Annotated in this window: 22 protein-coding genes; 17 read left to right on the top strand and 5 right to left on the bottom strand. The window is 66.6% G+C overall.

Going from position 1 to position 24,064, the window contains the following annotated elements; all coding sequences use genetic code 11:
• The first annotated feature begins 32 nt into the window (after positions 1-32).
• A complete protein-coding gene (locus tag IPP91_07435) occupies positions 33-530 on the top strand; it encodes a YcxB family protein (protein ID MBL0141896.1) in 498 nt (165 codons plus the stop codon).
• Positions 531-709: 179 nt separating this feature from the next.
• On the opposite strand, the gene IPP91_07440 is transcribed toward IPP91_07435, so the two are convergent.
• Entirely contained in the window at positions 710-1,159 is a 450-nt protein-coding gene (locus IPP91_07440; protein MBL0141897.1) for a class I SAM-dependent methyltransferase, read from the bottom strand.
• A 140-nt stretch (positions 1,160-1,299) separates the two neighbouring features.
• Here IPP91_07440 and IPP91_07445 point away from each other — a divergent pair, with 140 nt between their 5' ends.
• Positions 1,300-1,794 carry a hypothetical protein gene (locus IPP91_07445; protein MBL0141898.1) on the top strand — a complete coding sequence of 165 codons (495 nt, stop codon included), beginning with the start codon at positions 1,300-1,302 and terminating at the stop codon, positions 1,792-1,794.
• A gap of 135 nt (positions 1,795-1,929) precedes the next feature.
• On the opposite strand, the gene IPP91_07450 is transcribed toward IPP91_07445, so the two are convergent.
• From IPP91_07450 to IPP91_07465, 4 genes are all read right to left on the bottom strand, one after another.
• Positions 1,930-2,697 carry a fumarylacetoacetate hydrolase family protein gene (locus IPP91_07450; GenBank protein MBL0141899.1) on the bottom strand — a complete coding sequence of 256 codons (768 nt, stop codon included), beginning with the start codon at positions 2,695-2,697 and terminating at the stop codon, positions 1,930-1,932.
• Between the two features lie 94 nt (positions 2,698-2,791).
• The gene (locus IPP91_07455; GenBank protein ID MBL0141900.1) at positions 2,792-3,784 is read right to left on the bottom strand and encodes a potassium channel protein; all 993 of its coding nucleotides are present in this window, start codon (positions 3,782-3,784) and stop codon (positions 2,792-2,794) included.
• 133 nt (positions 3,785-3,917) lie between these two features.
• Positions 3,918-4,889, bottom strand: coding sequence for an aldo/keto reductase (locus IPP91_07460; protein ID MBL0141901.1), 972 nt, complete (start codon positions 4,887-4,889; stop codon positions 3,918-3,920).
• A gap of 146 nt (positions 4,890-5,035) precedes the next feature.
• Positions 5,036-6,922 (bottom strand): acyltransferase, encoded by a 1,887-nt coding sequence (locus IPP91_07465; GenBank protein ID MBL0141902.1) that lies wholly within the window; start codon positions 6,920-6,922, stop codon positions 5,036-5,038.
• 90 nt (positions 6,923-7,012) lie between these two features.
• On the opposite strand from IPP91_07465, the gene IPP91_07470 reads away from it, so the two are divergent.
• From IPP91_07470 to IPP91_07540, 15 genes are all read left to right on the top strand, one after another.
• Complete coding sequence (locus tag IPP91_07470) at positions 7,013-8,194, top strand: MFS transporter (protein MBL0141903.1); 1,182 nt, start codon at positions 7,013-7,015, stop codon at positions 8,192-8,194.
• A 13-nt stretch (positions 8,195-8,207) separates the two neighbouring features.
• Complete coding sequence (locus tag IPP91_07475; protein ID MBL0141904.1) at positions 8,208-8,681, top strand: OsmC family protein; 474 nt, start codon at positions 8,208-8,210, stop codon at positions 8,679-8,681.
• A 115-nt stretch (positions 8,682-8,796) separates the two neighbouring features.
• A complete protein-coding gene (alkA, locus tag IPP91_07480; protein MBL0141905.1) occupies positions 8,797-10,245 on the top strand; it encodes a DNA-3-methyladenine glycosylase 2 in 1,449 nt (482 codons plus the stop codon).
• A gap of 1 nt (position 10,246) precedes the next feature.
• Positions 10,247-10,741, top strand: a complete 495-nt coding sequence (locus IPP91_07485) for a methylated-DNA--[protein]-cysteine S-methyltransferase (GenBank protein MBL0141906.1) — start codon at positions 10,247-10,249, stop codon at positions 10,739-10,741.
• Entirely contained in the window at positions 10,738-11,622 is an 885-nt protein-coding gene (locus IPP91_07490; GenBank protein MBL0141907.1) for a DMT family transporter, read from the top strand. Before IPP91_07485 ends, IPP91_07490 begins: the two co-directional genes overlap by 4 nt.
• 233 nt (positions 11,623-11,855) lie before the next feature.
• Positions 11,856-13,934, top strand: a complete 2,079-nt coding sequence (locus IPP91_07495; protein ID MBL0141908.1) for a thioredoxin domain-containing protein — start codon at positions 11,856-11,858, stop codon at positions 13,932-13,934.
• Between the two features lie 13 nt (positions 13,935-13,947).
• On the top strand, positions 13,948-14,259 hold the full coding sequence (locus IPP91_07500; protein MBL0141909.1) for a c-type cytochrome: 312 nt from the start codon (positions 13,948-13,950) through the stop codon (positions 14,257-14,259).
• 124 nt (positions 14,260-14,383) lie between these two features.
• On the top strand, positions 14,384-15,628 hold the full coding sequence (locus tag IPP91_07505) for a branched-chain amino acid ABC transporter substrate-binding protein (protein MBL0141910.1): 1,245 nt from the start codon (positions 14,384-14,386) through the stop codon (positions 15,626-15,628).
• 120 nt (positions 15,629-15,748) lie between these two features.
• Complete coding sequence (locus tag IPP91_07510; protein MBL0141911.1) at positions 15,749-16,747, top strand: branched-chain amino acid ABC transporter permease; 999 nt, start codon at positions 15,749-15,751, stop codon at positions 16,745-16,747.
• Positions 16,748-16,799: 52 nt separating this feature from the next.
• Positions 16,800-17,183 carry a GxxExxY protein gene (locus IPP91_07515; GenBank protein ID MBL0141912.1) on the top strand — a complete coding sequence of 128 codons (384 nt, stop codon included), beginning with the start codon at positions 16,800-16,802 and terminating at the stop codon, positions 17,181-17,183.
• A 180-nt stretch (positions 17,184-17,363) separates the two neighbouring features.
• On the top strand, positions 17,364-18,455 hold the full coding sequence (locus IPP91_07520) for an ABC transporter ATP-binding protein (GenBank protein ID MBL0141913.1): 1,092 nt from the start codon (positions 17,364-17,366) through the stop codon (positions 18,453-18,455).
• 1 nt (position 18,456) lies between these two features.
• Positions 18,457-19,248 carry an ABC transporter ATP-binding protein gene (locus tag IPP91_07525; protein MBL0141914.1) on the top strand — a complete coding sequence of 264 codons (792 nt, stop codon included), beginning with the start codon at positions 18,457-18,459 and terminating at the stop codon, positions 19,246-19,248.
• A 232-nt stretch (positions 19,249-19,480) separates the two neighbouring features.
• Positions 19,481-20,188 (top strand): ABC transporter ATP-binding protein, encoded by a 708-nt coding sequence (locus IPP91_07530; protein MBL0141915.1) that lies wholly within the window; start codon positions 19,481-19,483, stop codon positions 20,186-20,188.
• A 147-nt stretch (positions 20,189-20,335) separates the two neighbouring features.
• Positions 20,336-22,114: a hypothetical protein gene (locus tag IPP91_07535; GenBank protein MBL0141916.1), complete on the top strand. Its 1,779-nt coding sequence runs from the start codon at positions 20,336-20,338 to the stop codon at positions 22,112-22,114.
• A 4-nt stretch (positions 22,115-22,118) separates the two neighbouring features.
• On the top strand, positions 22,119-24,038 hold the full coding sequence (locus IPP91_07540) for a protein kinase (GenBank protein MBL0141917.1): 1,920 nt from the start codon (positions 22,119-22,121) through the stop codon (positions 24,036-24,038).
• Positions 24,039-24,064 lie beyond the last annotated feature (26 nt).

Consider the following 24,064-nt stretch of genomic DNA (forward strand, 5'->3'; position numbering starts at 1 on the left):
GCCGCGCCCGCCGACCCGCCGCTCCGAACCGCATGCCCGACGAACCCGTCGTTTTCACCGTCCGCTACGCGAAGGACCACTGCCTCGCCACCGCCTGGCGCTTCTGGCAGCGGCGCCTGGGCAAGCGCTATGCGGTCGAGGTGGTGATTGGCGTGGGGCTCATCGCCCTCGCCACGCAGGGCCCGTACCGGTGGCTGGAAATCGGGCTCATGGTGGCGGTGGGCCTCTTCGCCGTCCTGGGCGTCGCGATCTTCCTCATCCACTGGCAGCGCGCGCTGGCGGGGCTCGCCGCACTCGACCCGCCCGAGAGCACCTGGACGCTCACCGAGGAGACCATCGCGCAGAAGAGCAATCTGGGCGACAGCGCCATCGCCTGGGAGGCGCTGCTCGGAGTGTGGCGCTTCGACAACCTCTGGCTGCTCGTCTGGGGCCGGGACGTCTACAGCACCATCCCCATCGGCCAACTGCCGATCGAAGCCCGCAAGATGATCGAGCGGCGCGTGAAGGAAACGGGCGGCGTGGTTCGCTAGCGGTGCCCCTGTTCGAAGCGGTTGGCCAGTTCTCCGATCCCCACGATCGACACCGCGACGTCGCTGCCGGGCCTCGTCGTTGCCATGGTCCGCAAAATCCACTCGAGTCCGACGGGCTGCCAAATCGATCGCGCCGAAAGCCCGCGTCCCGCGAGCGGGCCAAGCAGTCGATCCTGCCGTCAGCGCCTGCGCATCACGACAAGATCGTGAGTGAATATGTACCCTGGAACGATGGCGACGATTTCAAACCATCGAGACCAATGGGACTTGATGTAACGCCCGGAATGAAACACGTTGACGTATTCCTCGGCGGCTTCCACGGCGCCATCCAATTGATCATTCTTGCTTACCTCGAATATTCCAGCCTCATTCACGATATCTCGAAGACTCGCGAATTGCGCAGGATCCAGACCCGCGAAATCGATCGCGGTCTGACCATGAGTCGTCATGAGCAGTATCCCGCCGGGTTGCGTGACCCGACGCAGCTCCTGGAGCCACAGATCCTGAAGATCCGATCGAAAGTGCGTGAAGACGGACACGCCGTAGATGAGTTCAAATGCTCCGTCCGGGAAAGGCAGGGGGGGGTCATCGGCGAGAGGACATACCGGCCCGCCAGATGTTCGCTGCACCAGTTGACATTCTCGCCGTCGACGTCGCAGCCGGTGAACGCGCCGGCGCGTGAGCGTGGAACGTACCTCGCGAGGCGCCCGCAGCCGGAGCCCCAATCGAGCACGGATGCGAAGGTTTCAAATCCCCTACCCGTGAAAGCATGAAGGGCCTTGCACAGGCGGAAGAAATCAGTCGCCCCTCCGAGAAGAAACCCTTTCTCGTCGTCGTTGCCGATGACCCGAAACCGCTGCGCGGACGCGGGAACAGGTTGTTCGAGAGCAGGGTCAAACTGGAACCACGACCGCTTGAGCTTTCGGGGCAGCCTTTCCGCGGGGTTCAGGTAACCGAGTTCAAGGCAACCGTTCCTGAACACCTCGCCCTGCTTTGCCGCCACCTCGCAGAAGAACCCACTCGCGTCGGATTCTTCCCGGTTCCAGAACTTCGCTCCCACGTCCAGCCGCGGCAGGCGAACTCGGCTGACATCGAAATCGCGCTCGTTCCATTGAAACCTCGGGGAAGCGCTGACAAAGCGCCCCATCGGAGGAAATGCCCATCCTTCCAGGACAATCCGGCAGTCGCTCACTTCCAGGCGATCGATAAACCAGGGTTCGCCAGCCAACACTCTGAGCCGGTTGGCCTTCGCAACGTCTCGTGAAAGGAATCTTTTCGATGCATCGCGAGCTTGCCGAAGGCTGCTCATCGTGCCGGGAGCAAGCTTGTTGGCGAGTCGGAGGAAGGAGCGTTTCATTTTTCTTCGAGATCGTGGCCGGTCGGTTGCCGAAGGCGCCCTTCACTCGAAGCGGTTGGCCAGTTCCCCGATCCCCTCGATCGACACCGCGACGTCGCTGCCGGGCTTCATCGAACCCACGCCCACGGAGGTGCCGCAGCAGATCACGTCGCCGGGCTCGAAGGTGAGGTCCTGCGAGATGAGCGACACCAGCTTCGCCGGCGGGAAGAACATGTCGGACGCGGAATAATTCTGGCGCTCCTGGCCATTGAGCACCGTGCGGATCACGAGCGCCGAGGGATCCAGCCCCGTGGCGACCACCGGCCCGAACACGCCGAAGGTGTCGAAGCTCTTCGAGCGCGACCACTGGTCGAAGCTCGCGTCCTTCTTGAGCAGCTCCACCGCGGTGACGTCGTTGATGCAGGTGTAGCCGAAGATGTGCGCGGGCGCATCGGCCTCGCTCACGCGGCAGGCGCGCTTGCCGATCACGATGCCCAGCTCGCCCTCGTAGATCACCTTGCCGGCGTAGGAGGCGGGCACGCGGATCGGCTGCCCACCGGGGTGAAAGCTGCTGTTCGCCTTGAGGAACCACAGCGGCTCCGGCGGCGTGGCCTGGCCCAGCTTCCCGGCGAGCGCGCGATAGTTGTTCCACAGCGCCACCATCTTCGAGGGCACGCACGGCGTCAGGAGCTTCACGGCGGCGAGCGGCACCGTCGCGCCGGTCGCGCGCGGCGAGGAAAACAGGTCGCCCTCATGGACGCGGATGGTGTCGCCTTCGAGCGCGCCGAACTGCGCGCGCGCCTCGTGTTCGAATCGGATCCAGCGGGTCATAGGCTCATCTCCAGTTCAGGTGGTACTCCATCCCGGACCCGAAGCCCGCCTGCGGAAATCGGCGGGCAATCGGCGTTCATCGGCGTCTTCCGCCTTACCCCGCCGCAGGCCCCACCGCCGTCGCGAGGAGCCGCCTGCCGTCCGGACTCACGATCGCCACGATGGTATCGCCCGCCACGATGGCCGTTTCCGGCGCGGGGTTGAAATTCCAGCGCGATTGCGCGTCGCGGATCGCCACCAGCAGCCACTCCTGCCGCCTCCCGAGGGCCTCGACCGTCATCGCGTCCGCACCCTGCGGCACCACGACTTCCTCCACGCGCAGGTTGTCGGCGGTGTGCAGCATCATGTCCATGAGGTTCACCGCGTTGGGCCGAAGCATCGCCGAGGCGATGCGCAGTCCGCCGGTGAAGTCCGGCGAGACAATTTCGTCCGCGCCCGCGCGGCGCGTCTTGTCCACGTTGCGGCGGTCGTGCACGCGGGCCACCACGCGCGCGGCGGGGTTCAGTTGCTTGGTCGAGAGGCTCACCACGAGATTCTTCGAGTCGTCGCCCGTGACCGCGAACACGCCCGCCGCCCTTGCCACGCCGGCCCGCACCAGCAGGTCGTCGTCGGCCGCATCGCCATGCAGCCGGATCCGGTGCCCGGTGCGCTCCTCGTGGGACTCGAGGGTTTGCGCGTTCGCGTCGATCACGACGAAATCGCGCCGGGTCTTGAGCAGCTCGTCGGCCACGTAGCCACCCACACGCCCGATGCCGCAGACGATGTAGTGCCCGCTCATGGCGGAAATGGTGTGCTCCATGCGGCGCCTCCGGTAGGCCTGGTTCAGGTTGGTTTCGAGGATGAAGGCGGTGAAGGTGGAAAAGAGGTACCAGGTCCCCCCGATGCCGAAGAGCGCCACCGTCATCGTGAAGAGCCTCCCCCCGGTTCCCTTCGCGGCCTCGACGGTCTCCGTGAAGCCGAGCGTCGTGACGACGTTGAAGGTCATGTAGAGCGCGTCCATGGTCGACGCCTGCCACCCGGATATTGCGAGGTAGCCCAGCGTGCCGAGCGCGTGCACGAGGATCAGGAACAGGAACCCGCCCCGCAGCTTCGGGTAGTACGGGCTTTCGCGAAAGATCTGGAGAAGGGTGAACAGGGGACGCACTCCGGCGAGCTTCCATTAAGCTGGGAAGATTCCCGCCGACTCCTGACGCGGATCAAACTCCCCGCGTGGCGTACCGCTAATCCCAGTGCCCGGCGACGATCCCCTCGATACGGTCCATCATCGGCGCGGTGATCCGCGGCACCACCTCCAGCGCCATCAGGTTCTCCTTCACCTGCTCGACGCGCGAGGCGCCCGTGATGACGGAGGAGACGTGCGGGTTCTTGGCGCACCAGGCGATGGCGAGCTGGGAAAGCGTGCAGCCCAGCTCCTTCGCAACGTGCTCCAGCGAGTCCACCACGGCATTTCGCTTCGCGTCCGTGAGTTCCGGGACGAGGAAACTCATGCGCGGGATGGCGCCGCGGCTGTCCTTCGGGACGCCGCCGCGGTACTTGCCCGTAAGCAGCCCCGAGGCGAGCGGGCTCCACGTGGTGAGGCCCAGCCCGATGTCGTGGTAGAGGTGGCGGTACTCGCTTTCCACGCGCTTCCTGTGGAACAGGTTGTACTGCGGCTGCTCGACGACGGGCTTGGCCAGGTGGTGCCGCTCGGCGATCTGCCACGCGGCCATGATCTCGGAGGCGCTCCACTCGGAGGTGCCCCAGTAGAGGGCCTTGCCCTGCCTGATCATGTCGTGCATCGCCCACACCGTCTCCTCGATGGGCGTCTCCGGGTCCGGCCGGTGGCAGTACACGAGATCCACGTGGTCGAGCTGCAGGCGCTTGAGCGAGGCGTCGATCGCCTGCATCAGGTACTTGCGGTTGAGCGTGTTCTTCGCGTTGGGGCCGTCGGTGATGCCCCAGAAGAATTTGGTCGAGACCACGAACTTCAGGCGTGGCCAGGCGAGCTTCTTCAGCACTTCCCCCATGATGCGTTCGCTCTCGCCCGCGGCGTACACCTCGGCGTTGTCGAAGAAGTTGACGCCCAGGTCCCACGCGGCGGCCATGCATTCGCCGGCGGCCTTCGCGTCGAGCTGGTTGCCGTAGGTCACCCAAGAGCCGAAGGAAAGCTCGCTCACCTTGAGGCCCGAGCGGCCGAGTCGCTTGTAGTTCATCGTTGAAGGCGCCTTGCAGTGGGAAGTTTTCATTATCAGGGATTCCCGGGCGGTCGGCTTTCCAAGCCCGTCAAGTGCCCCCCGCGACCGGGCGCTTTCCGCCTGCTGCCGGCCTCCCCCGTGCGTTCAGGCAGACCCTGCGGGACTCACCGATGCGCATCCTTGCGCAGATCGTCGGACACCTCGAGTACAACAGGTGCCCGGTCCAATTCCAGGAGCCTCGCAACATAAGTCGCGCCGGAGGTCGTCAGGTGACCCGAATCCCACGTCAGCAGGTCGTCGTCGGCTCCGGGCGTGTGAGTCACGCATTCTCCTGCATGGCACAGCGCGGAATACAGGGAGAGGAATCTCGCTCCTTCACCGGCCGCGATGGCCGCGAGAAACGAATCGGTCGCCTCGTACTGTTTGAGGGCAGGAGCAAGCCGATCCGGCAGGTGACCCTGCCTCGACCAGTACTGGTAGACCGCCTCCGGCAGAAACGGCTGGAAGACGGGAAACGGGCCGACCAGGACGACATCGGCCACCCCCGCGGCCCGAACTTCCCGCAACGTCTTGCGCAAGTCATCGGCAAATGCCCAGTTCGCGTCGAGGCGATCGTGAATCGTGTAATTCAGCCATGCGGCCATGACGATGACCCGCCCGGGTCGCGCGCGTCGAATCTCTTCCATGACCTGCAAATTGCCGACCGCACAGGGATCCGCATCTTTTCTCAGAATCGGAAGGCAACTGCTGCGAGTGAATTGGCCGACCCCGCCAAGGTTTGCTTCGAGGCCCGGGAACAGGCGCGCGGCATGCGAGTCTCCCCATACGACGACGGACCGACTGCGACACTCCGTGCCAAATGGGTCGAGGGTGTCGAGAAGCCAGCATCGCCCGAATCGGGAGCCGTCCCGATAGTCGAATCGACTGATCTTGAGGACAGGGCGGATTTCGGGCGGGTAGCGCCAGAGCCCCTGCTCGCTTGTGTATACGAAGGCGGCAAGACCCGCCGCGACGGCCGTACCCCCGAGGCCGATGGCGGCGCCCCATTTCCTCAGCTGTCCGAAGCGAATCGGATGCTCGACCAGTCGAAATGTGAGCCACGCCAGAGGCACGCTGGCCGCCGCGATCAGCAGTCGCATACCCGGCGTTGCGACTTTCCCGATAGTGACGAAAGACAGCAGCGGCCAGTGCCAGAGGTAGACGGGATAGCTGATCAAGCCGAGCCAGACGAGCGGTCTCCAGGCGAGAGCCGGTGCGCCAGCTGCGATGACGAGCGCTGCGCCGGCCACGGGAGCGATCGCTAGCAACCCGGGAAAGCGGCTCGACCCCGAGAGCAGGAGCGCGCTGCCGACGATCAGGGCCAATCCGGCGAAGGAAAGCTCCCGTCGCATCGGCAGCGCGGGTCGCCAGGAAGCCAGGAGCCCGCCAACTCCGAGCTCCCAAAGTCTCGAGAAGGGCGAATAGAACGCGGCGCCCGGATCGCGATATGTGGCGTAGACGCTGTACGAGATCGAGGCTGCCACAATGAGCGACAGGAATGGAACGAGCCGCCGGGGCCTGCTCCCCAGGACGAAGAGCAGGACCGGCCAAATGAGGTAGAACTGCTCCTCGACACCGAGCGACCACAGATGCAGGAGCGGCTTTTTTGCGGCGCCGACATCGAAGTAGCCGATCTCGTTCCAAAAGACGAGGTTCGGCACGAAGAACGCACTGGCGAGGGCGTGCGTGCCGAGACGCTGGAGATCCTCCAGCCAAAGGGTGGCCATTCCGATCGCGAGCGTCACCACGAGAACTACGGCCAGCGCCGGGAGAATTCGGCGTGCACGTCGCCCGTAGAAATCCGCAAAGCTGAAAGCACCCGCGTCCAGGCGCCCCAGGATGAGACTCGTGATGAGGAACCCGCTGATCACGAAAAAAACGTCGACGCCGATGAAACCGCCGGGAAGATATTCTGGAAATGCGTGGAACGCGACCACCAGGCAGACGGCGATCGCGCGAAGCCCGTCAATGTCGGGCCGGTATCCCTTCGCTTCATGGAATCCTGCGCTCATCTCTGGCCCACGCGGTTGGGTCTCCGGGCTTTCCTGAACCCGCCGGTTCATGGACGCGGGATTCTACACGCCGTGCATTAGAATACCCTGATGGACCATGCCCGCCGCAACGTCTTCCTCCTCGCCTGCTGCCAGGCGCTGCTTTTCACCAACAACGTCACGCTGATCGCGCTCAACGGGCTGGCGGGGTTCGCGCTGGCCGACAACAAGGTTCTGGCCACCCTGCCCGTCACCGGCTACGTCGTGGGGGCGGCGCTTTCCACTTTCCCGGCGTCGCTCTGGATGAAGAAGGTCGGGCGGCGAAACGGGTTCCTGACGGGGACGCTGTTCGGGCTCGCGGGAGGCGCCATCGCCACGCTGGGAATCTACCTGTCCAGCTTCTGGACGCTGGTCCTGGGCACCCTCGTCCTGGGCACCTACAACGCCTTCGGGCAGTACTACCGGTTCGCGGCGGCCGATGCGGCGCCGGTGCAGTGGAAGGCGAAGGCCATCTCGCTGGTGATGGCGGGCGGCCTCGTGGGCGGCATCATCGGCCCCGAGATGAGCAAGCACACGCGCGATCTCGTGCAGCCGACCTTCCTCGCCTCCTACGCCTCGCTCCTGGGCTTCTGCCTGGTGACGATGGCGATCCTCGCGGGGCTGCGCATCCCGGACCCGAAGCACGACGAGGCCCATGGCGCCACGCGGCCGCTGAAGGAGATCATGGCGCAGCCGGTCTTCATCGTCGCCGTCGTCGTGGGCGCGCTGGGCTATGGCGTCATGAACCTGCTCATGACCTCGACGCCGCTCGCCATGGGGTTCTGCGGGCTGCCCTATGCGGCGGCGGCGAGCGTGATCTCCGCGCACGTGATCGCGATGTTCGGGCCGTCGTTCTTCACCGGCTCCCTCATCCAGCGCTTCGGTGTGCTGAACGTGATGCTCGCGGGCGTCGCGCTCATGTTCGCCTGCGTGGGCATCGCGCTCTCGGGCCAGCAGTACGCGCACTTCTGGCTTTCGCTGGCCCTGCTGGGCGTGGGCTGGAACTTCATGTACGTGGGCGGCACGACACTCCTCACGGAGGCCTACCGCCCGGCCGAGAAGGCGAAGACGCAGGGCGCCAACGAGATCCTCGTCTTCTGCACCACGGCCACTTCGTCCTTCACCTCGGGGGTGCTGGTGAACGCGGCCGGCTGGAACACCCTCAACTACGTGGCGCTTCCCTTCCTCGCGATCGCGGGGTCGGCGGCAATTTGGCTGGCCCTGCGGCGCCGCGCCGCGGCGGCCGCAACCTGAAGGAGAGCAACACATGAGCGACAACCACACCTTTGAAGCGACCCTCACCTGGCCCGCCGATCCCGCGCAGAAGCTCCCGCCGGACCCCGCGTTCTCGCGCAATGCCGTGCTCGCAAGCCCCGGGCATCCGCCCTTTCCCGGCTCCGCGCCCACCGTCTTTGGCGGCGAGGCCACGCGCTACAACCCCGAGGAGCTGGTGACGCTGGCGCTCGCCCACTGCCACATGCTCACCTACCTCTCGCTCGCCGCGAAGAAGCGGGTGGCGGTGCTCGCCTACGAGGACCGCGCCACCTGCGTCCTGGGCAAGGACGCGGCGTCGGGGAAGATGAAGATCCTGTCGGCACAGTTGCGGCCGCGGGTCACGGTGGCGCGCGGCACCGACCTGAACGAGGCCACGGCGATGCACGCCAAGGCGCACGAGTACTGCTTCATCGCCAGCTCGGTCAACTTCCCCGTCGCGCACGAGCCGCAGACCGTGGAGGCGTAGCAAAAAAGGCGAAAAAGGGGACAGACCCCTTTTAGCGAAAAGGGGTGATCCCCTTCGCCATTTGCATGTCCGAAAACGGCGAGCATGTCGCCGCACCCGGGCGGATAATGCGTCCATGCATCTCGACCCCGACCAGTGCTTCCGCGCCCTCAAGACGCACGACGCCCGCTTCGACGGCCGCTTCTTCGTGGGCGTGCGCACCACGCGCATCTATTGCCGCCCGGTATGCACGGCGAAGACGCCCCTGCGCAGGAACTGCTCGTTCTTCCCGAGCGCGGCCGCGGCGGAGATCCAGGGCTTCCGCCCGTGCCTGCGCTGCCGGCCGGAGCTGGCACCGGGCTACGCGACGGTCGACGCCAACCGCCGGCTCGCCCGGGCCACCGCGAACCGGATCGAGGACGGGCGCCTCGAGGGCGCGAGCCTCGCCGCCCTCGCGCGCCAACTCGGCGTCACGGACCGTCACCTGCGCCGCGTGTTCGGCGAGGAGTTCGGCGTCTCGCCCGTGGAGTACGCGCAGACGCAGCGCCTGCTTCTCGCCAAGCGCCTGCTGACCGACACGCCCTTGCCGGTGCTCGAGGTCGCGATGGCGAGCGGCTTTTCCAGCCTCAGGCGGTTCAACGACCTCTTCAGGACGCGCTACCGGATGACGCCGGGCGAGCTGCGAAAGCGCGTGCCGGCGAACGCGAACGCCGACCGGCTTTCGTTCGACCTCGCCTACCGGCCGCCCTACGACTGGAGCGCGATGCTCGCCTTCCTCGCGGGCCGAGCGGTGGCGGGCGTGGAGACGGTCGACGGCGGGCGCTATCGCCGCACGGTGCGCATGGCCGGGCCGAAGCCCGCAAGCGGCTGGATCGAGGTCGCCCCCTCGCCACGGAAGGCGGCACTGCGGGTGACGGTCTCGAGCTCGCTCGCGGGGGTGCTTCCCGCGCTCCTCGCGCGCGTGAAGGGCCTCTTCGATCTCGCCTGCCGCCCGGACGAAATCGCCGCTGCCCTCGGGCCGCTCGCCGGGACGCACCCGGGCCTGCGCCTGCCGGGTGCGATGGACGGATTCGAGATCGCCGTGCGCGCGATCCTCGGCCAGCAGGTGACGGTGAAGGCGGCCACGACGATCGCGGGCCGCTTCGCGCGCGAATTCGGCGAGGCGATCGACACGCCGCACGCGGGCCTCGAGCGCCTCTTTCCCCCCGCTGGCGTGATCGCGAGGCAGACGACCGGGGACATGGCCGCGCTCGGGATCATCGCGGCCCGCGCACGCGCCATTCATGCGCTGGCGGCCGAGGTGTCCGCGGGGCGATTGAAGCTGGAGACCGATTCCCGCGTCGAGGAGACGATTGCAGCGCTCGAGGCGATCCCGGGCATCGGCCCGTGGACCGCGCACTACATCGCAATGCGCGCGCTCGCCTGGCCGGACGCCTTTCCGCACCCCGACGTCGCGGTGCTGAAAGCCATGGGGGAGGCCAATGGCCGCCGGGCCGTGGATCGCGCCGAGGCGTGGCGGCCGTGGCGTTCCTACGCCGTCCTGCACCTGTGGAAATCGCTGGAGAAATCTCCCGAAAGGAAATGACATGACACGCTACGCCCGCATCGCGACACCGCTCGGGACGATGATCGCCATCGCCGAGGAAGGAAAGCTCGTTGGCCTCGATTTCGAGGACGCGAAATACGCGCCCGCCATCGATTGCGCCTGGATCGAGGAACCGGCGTTTCCGGCGCTTCGCGAGTGCGCCCGCCAGGTTGCGGAGTATTTCGCCGCCCGGCGCACGCGATTCGACCTGCCCCTGGCTCCCCGCGGAACGCCGTTCCAGCAACGGGTGTGGCGCGAGATCGCGAAGGTTCCTGTCGGCGAAACGATCACCTACGCCGAACTCGCGCGCCTCGCGGGGTCACCGGGTTCCGCCCGCGCAGTGGGGGCCGCCACGGGCCGCAACCCGCTCGCGATCGTGGTGCCCTGCCACCGCATCGTCGGCGCAAACGGCTCGCTCACCGGCTATGCGGGGGGCCTGCCGCGCAAGCGTCGCCTCCTCGCGCTCGAGGCCGCGCCGGTGGCGGCCGCCGCTTGAATCCGGGCGATCTCGCGCGGCTGGTGGCGCTCGGGGCGCTTTGGGGAGGGTCGTATCTCTTCATGCGCATCGCCGTGCCGCACGTCGGCGCCGAGTGGGTCGTGGAAGGGCGCACCCTGAGCGGGGGACTGGTGCTGGCCGCGTTCATCGCCGTCACGCGGCGCCCATTCGCGCTCGCCCGCCATTGGCGCGGCTACGTGGTGGTCGGCTTCATGGGCGTGGCGGTCCCCTTCTGGCTCATCGGCACGGCGCTCAAGACGATCGATGCCTCGACGGCCGCGATCCTCAACACCACCTCGCCCATCTTCTCGGCTCTCGTCGCATCGGTCTGGATCCGCGATCGCCTCACGGTGGAAAAGGGGGCCGGCATCCTGCTCTCCATCGCGGGCATCGCGGTCCTCATGGGATGGACGCCCAGGCCGATGAGCGGCGCGGAACTCCTCGCCTGCGCGCTCGTCCTCCTCGCTTGCGCCAGCTACGGATGGGTCAGCGTCTTCACCAAGGTCCACCTCAAGAACGCGCCGTCGAGCGCGCTGGCCACCGGAAGCTGCCTTGTCGCCGCGGCCGCGCTCGCGCCCTTCACGCCCTGGGCGATGGTGTCGGCGCCGGTTCCGGCGATCGCCTGGGTTTCGGTGATCGCGCTGGGCGTCCTGAGCACGGGCCTCGCCTTCATCCTGTACTACCGCCTCATCGCCGACCTGGGTCCCGTGAAGGCGTTGATGGTGACCCTGCTCATCCCCGTCTTCGGCATGGTCTGGGGCGTGCTGCTCCTGGGCGAGCCGCTCACGCCGGGGCGCGTTGCCGGCTGCGGGATCACTTTGCTCGGGTGTGCGCTGGCGCTGGGGTTGGTTCGTGTTCCTTTTCGCCATTCGGCGGGGTAAACCTTTGGAACACGGATGAACACGGATAAAGGCGGATAAAGATGAGATGAAGCCGGGTTGGTGGTCGGTCGAAGCGATGTGCTCACTGGCACCCACTATTCACCGATCAATGAATCATCCGTGTTCATCCGTGTTCCAAAGGTTTACCCCTGCATCACTCCCAAACACCCAACCCAATTCACCGAACGATGCTTCATCCGTGTTCCAAAGGTTTGCGCTAGCATCACTCGCAAATGCCCAACCGACTCGCGCAAGAAACCAGCCCCTATCTCCAGCAGCACGCGGACAATCCCGTCGACTGGCATCCCTGGGGCGAGGAAGCCCTGCGGCTGGCGAGGGAATCGGGCAAGCCCATCCTCCTTTCCGTCGGCTATTCCGCCTGCCACTGGTGCCACGTGATGGCCCACGAGTCCTTCGAGGACCCCGAGGTGGCCAAGGTGATGAACGACCTCTTCGTGAACGTGAAGGTCGATCGGGAGGAGCGCCCCGACATCGACCAGATCTACCAGCTCGCGCAGCAGATGCTCACGCAGCGCAGCGGCGGCTGGCCGCTCACGATGTTCCTCACGCCCGAACAGGCACCCTTCTTCGGGGGCACCTATTTTCCGAGGCAGGCGCGCTATGGCCTGCCGGGATTCGTGGACCTCATGCGCCGCGTTCGCGGTTACTACGACGGGAAGCGGGGCGAGATCGACGCGCAGAACGGGGAGCTCGTCGCCGCCCTCGCACGCACGCAGCCGCGAGGGGGTGCGCACCCGTCGGCGCTTTCGGACGCGCCGCTGCGCGAGGCGATCGCCGTCCACGAAAGCACCTTCGACCATGAACGCGGCGGCTTCGGCCAGGCGCCCAAGTTTCCTCACCCGGACGCCATCGAGACGTGCCTGCGCCACTACGCCGCGAGCGGCGACGCCGGGTCACTCGCCATGGCCACGACAACGCTTGCGAAAATGGCCGAGGGTGGCATCTTCGACCAGCTGGGCGGCGGATTTGCGCGCTACAGCGTGGACAACGACTGGGCCATCCCGCACTTCGAGAAGATGCTGTACGACAACGGCCAGCTCGTCCGCCTGTATTCCGATGCGTGGGCCGTCACGGGCGATTCCCTGTTCGCCCGCACGGTGGAAGAGACGATCGCGTGGGTGATGCGCGAGATGCAGGCGCCCGAAGGCGGCTACTACTCCTCGCTCGATGCCGATTCCGGGGGCGAGGAAGGCAAGTTCACCGTGTGGACGCGCGAGGAGGTCCACGCCCTCCTCTCGGCGGATGAGAGGGCCGTCGCGATCCCGCACTACGGCTTCGACCGCGAGCCCAATTTCGAGGGCCATGCCTGGAATCCCGTCATCGCCACGCCCCTGGCCGCCGTGGCCGCTTCGCTCGGCATCGCCGAGGCCGACGCACAATCGCGACTCGCCTCGGCGCGTGCCAAGCTCTTCGCGGCGCGCGAAAAACGCATCCGCCCGGGCCGCGACGACAAGATCCTCACCTCCTGGAACGCGCTCATGATCGGCGGGATGGCTCACGCCGGACGCGTCTTCGACCGCCCCGATTGGCTCGCCTGCGCCCGCCGCGCGCTCGATTTCATCCGCGGCACGATGTGGAAGAACGACCGGCTGCTGGCCACCCACAAGGACGGCAAGTCCCATCTCAACGCCTATCTCGACGACTACGCCTTCCTGCTGGCCGCCCTCATCGAGATGCTCCAGGCCGACTTCCGGGTCGAGGACCTCGCCTGGGCCGAGGCGCTGGGCGACGCGCTCCTCGAGTCGTTCCACGACGAGGCCGCCGGAGGATTCTTCTTCACCTCTCACGACCACGAGCGGCTCATCCACCGGCCGAAACCCGGGCACGACAACGCCACCGCCTCTGGCAACGGGGTCGCCGCCTGGGCGCTCAACCGGCTGGCCTTCCTGTCGGGCGAAATGCGCTTCCAGCTCGCCGCCGAGGGCACGCTCGCCCTCTTCTGGCCTGCGCTCGAGCGCAGCCCCGCCGGCTTCGGCAGTCTCCTGGCGGCGCTGGAGGAAACGCTCCGCCCGCCCACCACCGTGATCGTGAACGGCCCCGAAGCGGGGTTCGGCCCGTGGCGCGAGGCGCTGCGGCGCGATTACCGCCCGGATGCGCTGGTGCTGCTCGTTCCCGGCGCCGCGACCGGGCTTCCTCCTGCGCTCGCGAAGCCGGCCGGTCCCTCGGTCAACGCCTGGGTCTGCAAGGGCGTTATATGCATGGCTCCAATCGCGGAGCCGGGACAATTGCGCGAAACGCTGAAACCCCCGAAAATGATGGGTGACGCGCCCACCCCCAACCGTTCCGCCTAAGGAGAAGTTCCAAATGAAGAAGTCCGGTCTCATCATCGCGGCCCTCGGCCTCGCGTTCACCGCCGCCCCCGCGCTGGCCAACCTGGAGCTCGCGACGAAGTCCGCCTGCACCGCCTGCCACGCCGTGGACAAGAAGCTGGTCGGTCCCGCCTACAAGGATGTTGCGGCCAAGTACAAGGGCAACCCCAAGGCCGAGGCCATGCTCATCGAGAAGGTCAAGAAGGGCGGCGTGGGCACCTGGGGACAGGTTCCGATGCCCCCGAATGCCAACGTGAAGGACGCTGACATCGCGACCCTCGTCAAATGGGTTCTCGCCACCAAGTAATGTAAGCGCCTGCTTACAAGGAAAAGCCGACCTAGCGTCGGCTTTTTCATTGGGAAGGTCCTATAATCGCGGGCTTCACCCTTTCGCTTCACCCCTTACCCCCATTTCATCAGGAGATTCACCCATGACCCGTTCCACCAAGCTCGCGCTGGCTGTGGTCCTTGCGCTGGGCGCCGCCGCGTGCGGCAAGACGGAAGTGCCGCCTGCCCCGAAGGCGGAAGCCCCCGTCGGCATCACCGTCACCATCGCCCATGCGGGCCCCCTCACGGGCTCGATCGCCCACCTCGGCAAGGACGACGAGAACGGCGTCGCGCTCGCGGTGCAGCAAGCCAACGCCGAGAAGATCGTGATCGACGGCAAGCCCGTCACCTTCAAGATGGTGAGCGAGGACGACCAGGCCGACCCGAAGACGGGCACCACCGTCGCGCAGAAGCTCGTGGACGCCAAGGTCGCCGCCGTCATCGGACACCTGAATTCGGGCGTGACGATTCCCGCCTCCGAGATCTACAACAAGGCCGGCATTCCGGTGATTTCCGGCGCGGCCACCAACCCGACGCTCACCGAGCGCGGGCTCAAGACCGTCTTCCGCACGGTCGGACGCGACGACCAGCAGGGCCCGGCCATCGCCGCCTACATCGCCGGCGAGCTGAAGGCCAAGAAGGTCGCCATCATCGACGACAAGACCGCCTACGGCGAAGGTCTCGCCAACGAGGTCGAGAAGGCCCTCAAGGGCGCGAAGGTCGCGATCGTCGCCCGCGAGCGCACCACCGACAAGGAAACGGACTTCAAGGCGATCCTCACCAAGATCAAGGCGAAGAAACCGGACGTCATCTTCCATGGCGGCATGGACGCCACCGGCGGGCCGATGCTCAAGCAGGCTCGCGAATTGGGCATCAAGGCGGTGTTCGCTTTCGGCGACGGCGCCTGCACGGACGAGATGTCGAAGCTCGCCGGTGCGGCGGCCGAAGGCTTGGCATGCTCGCAGGCGGGACTTCCGGCCGTGGCCTCCAGCAAGGAGTTCCAGGATGCCTTCAAGGCGAAGTTCGGCGAGATCAAGCAGTACGCGCCCTACTTCTACGACGGCGCCATCGCCATCGTCGAGGCCATGAAGAAGGCCAACTCCGTCGATCCCGCGAAGTTCGCTCCCGAGATCTTCAATGTCTCGTTCCAGGGCGCCACCGGCAAGGTCGAATTCGATGCCAAGGGCGACCGCAAGGATGCCGAGATGACGATCTTCCGCATGGGCAAGGACGGCAAGGTTGCCCCCGTGGCGATCGTGAAGGGCGGCGTCTCGACGCCGTTCGCCCAGCCCGCTGCCGCCGCCCCCGCGGCGCCCGCCGCTGCCCCCGCGGCAGAGCCCAAGAAATAAGAAGCGAAGAAAGACGAGAAGAAGAAGAAGCACGAAACGATCGAAAGCGGCACCGGAAACGGTGCCGTTTTTTTTGGCCTACCTCCCGTAGAATCCGGCTGTAGATCAAGGAGCGGTGACCTGGATACCTTCCTCCAGCAGGTGGTGAACGGACTCACGCTCGGCTGCGTGTACGCCGTCGTGGCGCTGGGCTACACGATGGTCTATGGCATCGTGCAGCTCATCAATTTCGCGCACGGCGAAGTGGTGATGATCGGCTGTATGGTCGCCTTCTCGGTGATCGTGGCGCTCGCCCCCTTGGGTCTGCCGCCGCTCGTGATCGTGGGAGCCGGGATCCTCGTGGCCGTCCCGGTATGCGTGGCCGTGGGCTACGTGGTCGAGCGCGTCGCCTACCGGCCGCTGCGCAACGCGCCGCGCCTGGCCCCCCTCATCACGGCGATCGGCGTCTCGATGGTCCTGCAGCACCTGGCGCTCCTCGTCTGGAGCCGCAACATCATCGCTTTCCCGCAGATCATCGAGCTCAAGCTCTACCACCTCGGGACATCCGAGACGAGTGCGGCCATCAGCAACGTGCAGGTCGCGATCATCGTCACCTCGATGGCGATGATGGGCGCGCTCCTGGCCCTGGTTTACCGCACGCAACTCGGCATCGCGATGCGCGCCACCTCGCAGAATCCGCTGGTGGCCGGGCTCATGGGCATCGACATCAACCGCGTGATCTCGGCCACCTTCGTGATCGGCGCGGCGCTGGGCGCCGTGGCGGGCGTCATGGTGGGCAGCTATTACGGCGTCGCGCACTACCAGATGGGGTTCCTCCTGGGTCTCAAGGCCTTCAGCGCCGCGGTGCTGGGCGGCATCGGCAACCTTGCGGGCGCAGTCCTCGGCGGCATCCTCATGGGGCTCATCGAATCGCTGGGCGCGGGCTACGTGGGCGACTTCACGAACGTGTGCCTGCTGGACGAGTTCCTCCCGGGCTTCTCGGACGTGTGCGCGGCGAGTCCGGAGTCGAGCCTCTTCGGCAGCAACTACAAGGACGTGTACGCCTTCATCGTCCTCATCCTCGTCCTGGTGTTCCGGCCTTCCGGGCTCCTGGGCGAGCGTGTCGGCGACCGGGCCTAGGTGAGCGTTATCAAGTTACGCCACTCAAAGGCGGGGACACGGATGAACACGGATGAACACGGATTTCGGATTGAAGGGATCTGCGGACGTTTCCCGAAGCGTGATCGGTGCCGCGTTTCGGGTAGCGAATGGCCTGGGTATCGGGTTCGTCGAGAAGGTCTATGAGAACGCACTCGCCATCGAGCTTCGACTCGCCGGCCATGACGTGGAGCATCAGCGCCCCATCGATGTCAGGTACCGGGGCGAGGTGGTGGGCATCTGCCAGGCGGATTTGCTTGTCGATCAAGCCCTGGTCATCGAACTCAAGGTTGCCGACGCCGTCTCGCCCGGCCACAAGGCGCAATGCCTCAACTACCTGCGCGCAACGGGCCTTCATACCGGTCTCGTCATCAACTTCGGCCGCCCCCGCATCGAGGTCCATCGCCTCCTTTCCTGATCCTGCTTTCGCCCTATCCGCCCCCGCATCGAGGTCCATCGCCTCCTTTCCTGATCCTGCTTTCGCCCTATCCGCCCCCGCATCGAGGTCCATCGCCTCCTTTCCTGATCCTGCTTTCGCCCTATCCGGGTTCATCCGTGTCCATCCGTGTTCATCCGTGTTCCCGAGGTTTGCGCAACCATGGGCACCCTGACCACCCTTCGCGACAGTCCACGCCTGAAATGGGCAGGCGTGGCTCTCATCGCGATCGCTCTGGTGGCGCTGCCCTTCGCCCTCGCGATGGCCGGTACCGCATGGGTGAGGATCACGAACCTCGCGATCCTCTTCGTGCTCCTGTCGCTGGGCCTGAACATCGTCGTGGGGTTCGCGGGGCTGCTCGACCTGGGCTACATCGCCTTCTACGCGGTCGGCGCCTACGTGTACGCCCTCCTCGCCTCGCCGCACTTCGGCCTGCACCTGCCGTGGTGGGCGATCCTTCCCATCGGCGCGGCGGTGGCATGCACCTTCGGCGTGATCCTGGGCGCGCCCACGCTCAGGCTGCGCGGCGACTACCTCGCCATCGTGACGCTCGGATTCGGGGAGATCATCCGCATCTTCCTCAACAACCTCTCCGAGCCCTTCAACCTCACCAACGGGCCCAAGGGCATCGCCACCATCGACCCCATCCGCTTCTTCGGGCTCGATTTCTCCTCGACGACCCGCATCGGCGAGATCGCGCTTTCCGGCACCATCAAGTACTACTTCTTCCTGCTCGCGGTCCTGCTCGTGGTCATCGTCGTGAACCTGCGCCTGCAGGATTCGCGGATCGGCCGCGCGTGGGAGGCGATTCGCGAGGACGAGATGGCCGCGCGTGCCATGGGCATCAACACCACGCGCATGAAGCTGCTGGCCTTCGCGATGGGGGCCTCCTTCGGAGGCGTCGCGGGGGGCATGTTCTCCGCCATCCAGGGCTTCATCAGCCCGGAGAGCTTCATCCTCACCGAGAGCGTGATGGTCCTTGCCATGGTCGTGCTCGGCGGCATGGGCAACATCTGGGGGGTCGTCCTGGGCGCGGTCCTGCTCTCCTTCGTGCCCGAGGTCCTGCGCTACACCGTGGAGCCCGCGCAGCGCATGCTCTTCGGCCGCTCGCTCATCGATCCGGAGGTGATCCGCATGCTCCTCTTCGGGCTGGCGATGGTGGTGATGATGCTCGTGAGGCCTGCGGGGCTCCTGCCCTCGGCGGTGAGAAAGCGTGAACTCTCGACGGGGCGCGGGAACGATGACGGCGCCTGAGATGCAGGCCGCGCCTCTCCTCGAGATCGAGCGCGTCACCAAGCGCTTCGGCGGCCTCACCGCGCTCTCGGAGGTGAGCTTTTCCATCCGCAAGGGCGAGATCTACGGGCTCATCGGCCCCAACGGCGCGGGCAAGACAACACTCTTCAACGTGCTCACCGGCCTCTACAGGCACGACGAGGGCCAGTTCCGCTTCGAGAGCCGCGCGCTCGTCGAGGCGACCCCGGACCGCATCGCCGCGCTCGGCATTGCGCGCACCTTCCAGAACATCCGCCTGTTCGCGAACCTGTCGGCCCTCGAGAACGTCATGATCGGCCGCCACGTGCGGACGAAGGCGGGCGTGCTGGGCGCCATCGTGCGCAACCCGGCCACGCGCGCCGAAGAGGCGGCGATCGTGAAGCGCGCCCGCGAACTGCTGGACTACGTGGGCATCGGCTCGCGCGGCAACGAGTTCGCGCGCCACCTTCCCTACGGCGACCAGCGCCGTCTGGAAATCGCCCGCGCGCTCGCCACCGACCCGAAGCTCCTCGCCCTCGACGAGCCCGCGGCCGGCATGAACGCGACGGAGAAGCAGGACCTGCGCAAGCTCCTCGACTCCATCCGCAAGGACGGCACGACCATCCTCATCATCGAGCACGACATGCGCCTGGTGATGGGACTGTGCGACCGCGTGCTGGTGCTCGACTACGGCCGGCGCATCGCCGAGGGTCTTCCGAACGACGTGCGACGCGATCCCAAGGTGATCGAGGCCTACCTGGGGGCGCAGCGCCACGAGGCGGGTGTCAGCGAGTGACGCTACCCAAAGACGGGGACACGGATGAACACGGATTATCAGAAATGGCCCGGGGAGATTTCTGTCCATCGGTAAGCTCACCTGGGGACCTGCATGCAGTTGGTCGGGGCGCTTTCAGTCCATCGAAATGTTCGCAGGCGGGCCCACCGGCGATGAACCCGATCCAATATGCTTTCATCCGTGTTCATCCGTGTTCATCCGTGTCCCCGTCTTTCGCATCCGCCAGCCACCGATGAGCCTCCTCGCACTGGAAATGGTCGAAGTCCATTACGGCGGCATCCGCGCCGTGAAGGGCATCGACCTCACGGTGGAGCAGGGCGAGCTGGTCTGCCTCATCGGCGCCAACGGAGCGGGCAAGACCACCACGCTGCGCGCCATCACCGGGCTCGCGCGCGCAGCCGGCCGCATCGTCTATGACGGCGAGGACATCGCGGGCCGCAAGCCCCACGAGGTTGCGAGGAAGGGAATCGCCCTCGTCCCCGAGGGGCGCGGCGTCTTTCCCCAGCTCACCATCGAGGAGAACCTCGAGATGGGCGCCTACACCCGCCGCGACCGCGCCGCCATCGCGAGCGACATCGATCGCGTCTTCACGCTGTTCCCGCGCCTGAAGGAGCGCCGCCGCCAGACGGCCGGCACGATGTCCGGGGGCGAGCAGCAGATGCTCGCCATCGGCCGCGCGCTCATGAGCCGGCCCCGGCTGTTGCTGCTCGACGAGCCGAGCATGGGGCTCGCGCCCCTCATGGTGGAGCGCATCTTCGAGGTGATCCGGCTCATCGCCGCGGAGGGCGTGACGATGCTGCTGGTCGAGCAGAACGCGAGACTCGCGCTGGAAGCGAGCCGCCGCGCCTACGTGCTCGAGAGCGGCCTGGTGACACTCTCGGGCGAGGCCAGCGTCCTGCTGCACGACCCGCAAGTCCGGCAGGCCTACCTTGGAGAATGACGGGGGGGAGGCGGGGCGCGTTTGCGGCTACACTTGTAATGGCCGCGTGACGCGACTCACAGACTCACCCGGCGGCGTACGCGGACAATCGGGAACGCAAAAGGCCGCCATGCGCGGCCCATACGACCCACGAAACCTGGCCAATCCATGACGACCAACCGGGCCGCCCGCGGCGCCCTCCCCGCCATCATCGCGATCGCGCTGCTCGGCATGCTCGCGTTCCTCTATTCGCGCACGGAAGCGATCGACTTCAAGAAGGACGCAGAGGTCCTCTCGCTCCTGGGCGAGCTGAAGGAGCTCGACACGCGCTGGGACGCGGATGCCGCCCGTTACGCGGCCACGCTCGAGCCCGCCATCGCGCCACCGGACCGCGGCTCCACGCTCAGCCGCATCCTGCATGAACTGGGACGCGCCTCCGGCCGGCCCGATATCGCCGCGGCGCTTCCCGCGATCAAGGAAGGCATGGCGGGCAAGACCGCTGCGTGGGAAACGCTCAAGGCTCGGCACGCGAAGTCGATCGAATCCCTCGCCGCCGCGCAGGCCGCGACGCAGGCCCTCGCGAACGAGGCCTTGACGATGCGGCTCAAGGACCCGAAGCACGCGGAGCGCTACACCGCGATTGCGGGCGAAGCGACAGCGCTGGCAGCCATTGCGCGCTCGATGCAAGCCCAGGACGGCCCTTTCGCGGCGCGCCTCGCCACGGTCACGGAAGGCGCGAAGGCCGCCGATCCTTCGCTCGCTGCGCCGGCATCTGGTGCCGACATGGCGTTGCGCGCGTTTTTCGCCGCTCGCGCCGGGGAGCGCGAGGCCGCGGACAAGTTCAGCTTCATCACGGCCGGGGGACGCGTCGAACTGCTCTCGAAGTCGATCTCGCGCTCGGTGCAGTCCGCCCTGGACGACAAGGAGCGCTGGCGCGTTTACCTGTTCTTCTACGCCGCGGCGCTACTCATTCTTTTGGGGTATCTCGCCGCTCGCGTCATTGCCGCGCGGGCCGCGCTCACGGCGGCCAACGAGAGCCTGGAGAAGCGCGTGGTCGAGCGCACCCGGGAGCTGTCCGAGGCGCTCGTGAGGCTCAAGGAATCCGAGGCGCAGCTGGTGCAGAGCGAGAAGATGTCCTCGCTCGGGCAGATGGTGGCGGGCGTGGCCCACGAGATCAACACGCCGCTCGCCTACGTGAAGAACAGCGTGGCCACCGTGCGCGACCGCCTGCCGGAGCTCAAGGACGCGGTGGCGCAGTCCGGGCGCCTGATGGGGCTGCTGCAATCGGACGCCGCCAACCCGGCGGACCTGCAGGAGACCTTCGGCGCCGTGAACGCGCGCCTGGCGCAGCTTCGCGACCACCAGGTTCTGGAAGACCTCGATACGCTCTCCAACGACGGCCTGCACGGCATCGAGCAGATCTCGGAGCTGGTCGTGAACCTGAAGAACTTCTCGCGGCTCGACCGCAGCAAGGTGGCGAGCTTCAACGTGAACGAGGGCATCTCGGCAACTCTCCTCATCGCAAGGCCCCAGCTTCGCGGCGCGCAGGTCGAGCGGCGCTTCGGGGACATCCCGTCGATCACGTGCTCTCCCTCGCAGGTGAACCAGGTGCTGCTCAACCTGGTGACCAACGCCGCCCAGGCCCTCGACAAACCCGACAAGCGGATATCCGTCACCACGCGGCGCGAGGGCGCCGATGCGATCGCGATCGAGGTGGCCGACAACGGCAAGGGCATCGGCGCCGAAACGCTCCCCAGGATCTTCGACCCCTTCTTCACCACCAAGGAGATCGGCAAGGGCACGGGGCTGGGGCTGTCGATCGCCTACAAGATCGTCGCCCAGCACGGCGGGCGGATCGACGTGAGCTCGACAGTGGGCGAAGGAACCGTCTTTACCGTGGTCCTGCCGTTCAAGCCGCCCGCGGAACTCGCGGCGTCCGTGGCGTGAAGCCTTGAAGATCCCCGAGAAAATCGGCAAGTACGCCGTCCAGACGATCCTCGGCAAGGGGGCGACGGGGCTCGTCTTTCGCGGCTTCGATCCCGGCATCAAGCGGCCCGTGGCGCTCAAGGTGATCACCAAGAGCCTGCTCGACCCCGCCGACATCGAGTACGTGATCAGCCGCTTCCGCCACGAGGCCGAAGCCGTCGGGCGCCTCACGCATCCGCGCATCGCCGCGATCTACGACTTCATCGAGACCGACGAGCTCGCCTGCATCGTGATGGAGCTGGTGAACGGCAAGTCGCTCGCGCACCACCTCAAGGAGGTGACGCAGTACGGCTTCAAGGACACCTGGGAGATCATCCGGCAGATGCTCGACGGGCTCGCCTACTCCCACGGACAGGGGGTCATCCATCGCGACCTGAAGCCCGGCAACGTCCTCATCAACGACGACGGACGCATCAAGATCACCGACTTCGGCGTGGCGCGGATCGACACCTCCACGCTCACGGTGATGGGCGACATCGTGGGAACCCCCCATTACATGGCCCCGGAGCAGTTCAGCGGCCTGGAGGCCACCCCGCGCACGGATCTCTACCAGGTCGGGGTGATGCTCTACGAACTGCTCACCGGAACGCGTCCCTTCACCGGCAACAACGTCGAGATCCTGCGCCGCGTGATGAACGATCGCCCTGCCAACCCCTCGACGCACAATCCGAAGGTCACCTGGCAGCTCGACTGGGTGTTGCAGAAGGCGCTCGCCAAGGACCCCTCGGACCGCTTCCAGTCCGCGCGCGAATTCGCCGATGCCCTGAAGGGCGCTCTCGAGGAAAGCCTCGGCGGCCCGCTTGCCACCGCCGCCGCCGCGGCCGGCGCGGCCGGCCCGTCCGGCGCCGCGAGCCTCATGGACAAGGCGCGCCTCATTGCCGGCGCCAGGGACGCGGGCGTGATGGGCGATACGGCCGCCACGGCGGCCTCCGCGTCCACCTTCGCGACGGTGGGCGATTCGAAGAAGGCGCGCGTGCTCTTCGTGGACGATGAAGAGCGGATCCTCAACGCCCTTCGCACCCTTTTCCGCGGCCAGTACCACGTCTTCACCGCCGAGAACGGTGCGCTCGGACTCGAATTCGTGAAGCGCTTCGGCATCCACGTGGTGGTGAGCGACCAGCGCATGCCCAACATGCTGGGCGTGGACCTGCTGCGGCAGGTGAAGGAGCTCTCGCCCAACTCGGTGCGCCTGCTCCTCACCGGCTACTCGGATCTCGCCGCGATCGTGGGCTCGATCAACGAAGGCGAGGTGTTTCGCTTCGTGAAGAAGCCCTGGGACAACGCCGAGATGCAGAAGATCATCGCGGACGCGGTCGCCATCGCGATGGAGCTGGCGGCCGTGCCGCCCGCCTCGCTCGCGCCGCCCGAGCGTATCGACGCCTCGATCCTGGTGGTCGACTCCTCCTCGGCGCTCGCCGACGGGCTCAAGTCCGTCCTGGACGGCGTGGCGCCGATCCGCCTGGTCTCGAGCGCGGAGGACGCGGTGAAGGCGCTCGAGGCCGAAGAGATCGCGCTCATCGTCGCGGACCTTTCCGTGGGGCCTGAGGGGCTCACCACCCTCTTCAAGCTGCTCAAGGCGCAGCACCCGGAGATCCTGTCCATCCTCGTCACCGAATCCTCGGATTCGGAGCTGGTCATCGAGCTCATCAACCAGGCGCAGATCTTCCGCTTCCTGAACAAGCCCATCGACGTGCGCCAGCTTCGCCGCCACATCGATGCGGCCCTCGACAAGTACCGCGCCATCAAGCAGCGCCCCGACCTCGCGCGCCAGCACCAGGTGGCCGAGAGCGTGCAGGCACAGACCTCGCTGTGGGGCGCCAGGCTCTTCGAGCGCATCCGCTCCCTGCCCGACCGCCTCTTCTCGAGAGCGCCGGAGAACCCCTAGGAAAAAGGGGACAGACCCCTTTTCCC

This window comes from Betaproteobacteria bacterium (assembly GCA_016720855.1).
Taxonomy (GTDB): domain Bacteria; phylum Pseudomonadota; class Gammaproteobacteria; order Burkholderiales; family Usitatibacteraceae; genus FEB-7.

Bases quoted from the DNA above. Each gene is read 5' to 3' on its own strand.
- IPP91_07535 (MBL0141916.1), top strand. From the start codon at position 20,336: ATGACGACCAACCGGGCCGCCCGCGGCGCCCTCCCCGCCATCATCGCG.
- IPP91_07435 (MBL0141896.1), top strand. From the start codon at position 33: ATGCCCGACGAACCCGTCGTTTTCACCGTCCGCTACGCGAAGGACCAC.
- alkA (MBL0141905.1), top strand. From the start codon at position 8,797: ATGCATCTCGACCCCGACCAGTGCTTCCGCGCCCTCAAGACGCACGAC.
- IPP91_07485 (MBL0141906.1), top strand. From the start codon at position 10,247: ATGACACGCTACGCCCGCATCGCGACACCGCTCGGGACGATGATCGCC.
- IPP91_07465 (MBL0141902.1), bottom strand. From the start codon at position 6,922: ATGAGCGCAGGATTCCATGAAGCGAAGGGATACCGGCCCGACATTGAC.
- IPP91_07505 (MBL0141910.1), top strand. From the start codon at position 14,384: ATGACCCGTTCCACCAAGCTCGCGCTGGCTGTGGTCCTTGCGCTGGGC.
- IPP91_07520 (MBL0141913.1), top strand. From the start codon at position 17,364: ATGGGCACCCTGACCACCCTTCGCGACAGTCCACGCCTGAAATGGGCA.
- IPP91_07530 (MBL0141915.1), top strand. From the start codon at position 19,481: ATGAGCCTCCTCGCACTGGAAATGGTCGAAGTCCATTACGGCGGCATC.
- IPP91_07495 (MBL0141908.1), top strand. From the start codon at position 11,856: ATGCCCAACCGACTCGCGCAAGAAACCAGCCCCTATCTCCAGCAGCAC.
- IPP91_07460 (MBL0141901.1), bottom strand. From the start codon at position 4,889: ATGAACTACAAGCGACTCGGCCGCTCGGGCCTCAAGGTGAGCGAGCTT.
- IPP91_07445 (MBL0141898.1), top strand. From the start codon at position 1,300: ATGAAGGGCCTTGCACAGGCGGAAGAAATCAGTCGCCCCTCCGAGAAG.
- IPP91_07475 (MBL0141904.1), top strand. From the start codon at position 8,208: ATGAGCGACAACCACACCTTTGAAGCGACCCTCACCTGGCCCGCCGAT.
- IPP91_07450 (MBL0141899.1), bottom strand. From the start codon at position 2,697: ATGACCCGCTGGATCCGATTCGAACACGAGGCGCGCGCGCAGTTCGGC.
- IPP91_07470 (MBL0141903.1), top strand. From the start codon at position 7,013: ATGGACCATGCCCGCCGCAACGTCTTCCTCCTCGCCTGCTGCCAGGCG.
- IPP91_07515 (MBL0141912.1), top strand. From the start codon at position 16,800: ATGAACACGGATTTCGGATTGAAGGGATCTGCGGACGTTTCCCGAAGC.
- IPP91_07500 (MBL0141909.1), top strand. From the start codon at position 13,948: ATGAAGAAGTCCGGTCTCATCATCGCGGCCCTCGGCCTCGCGTTCACC.
- IPP91_07525 (MBL0141914.1), top strand. From the start codon at position 18,457: ATGCAGGCCGCGCCTCTCCTCGAGATCGAGCGCGTCACCAAGCGCTTC.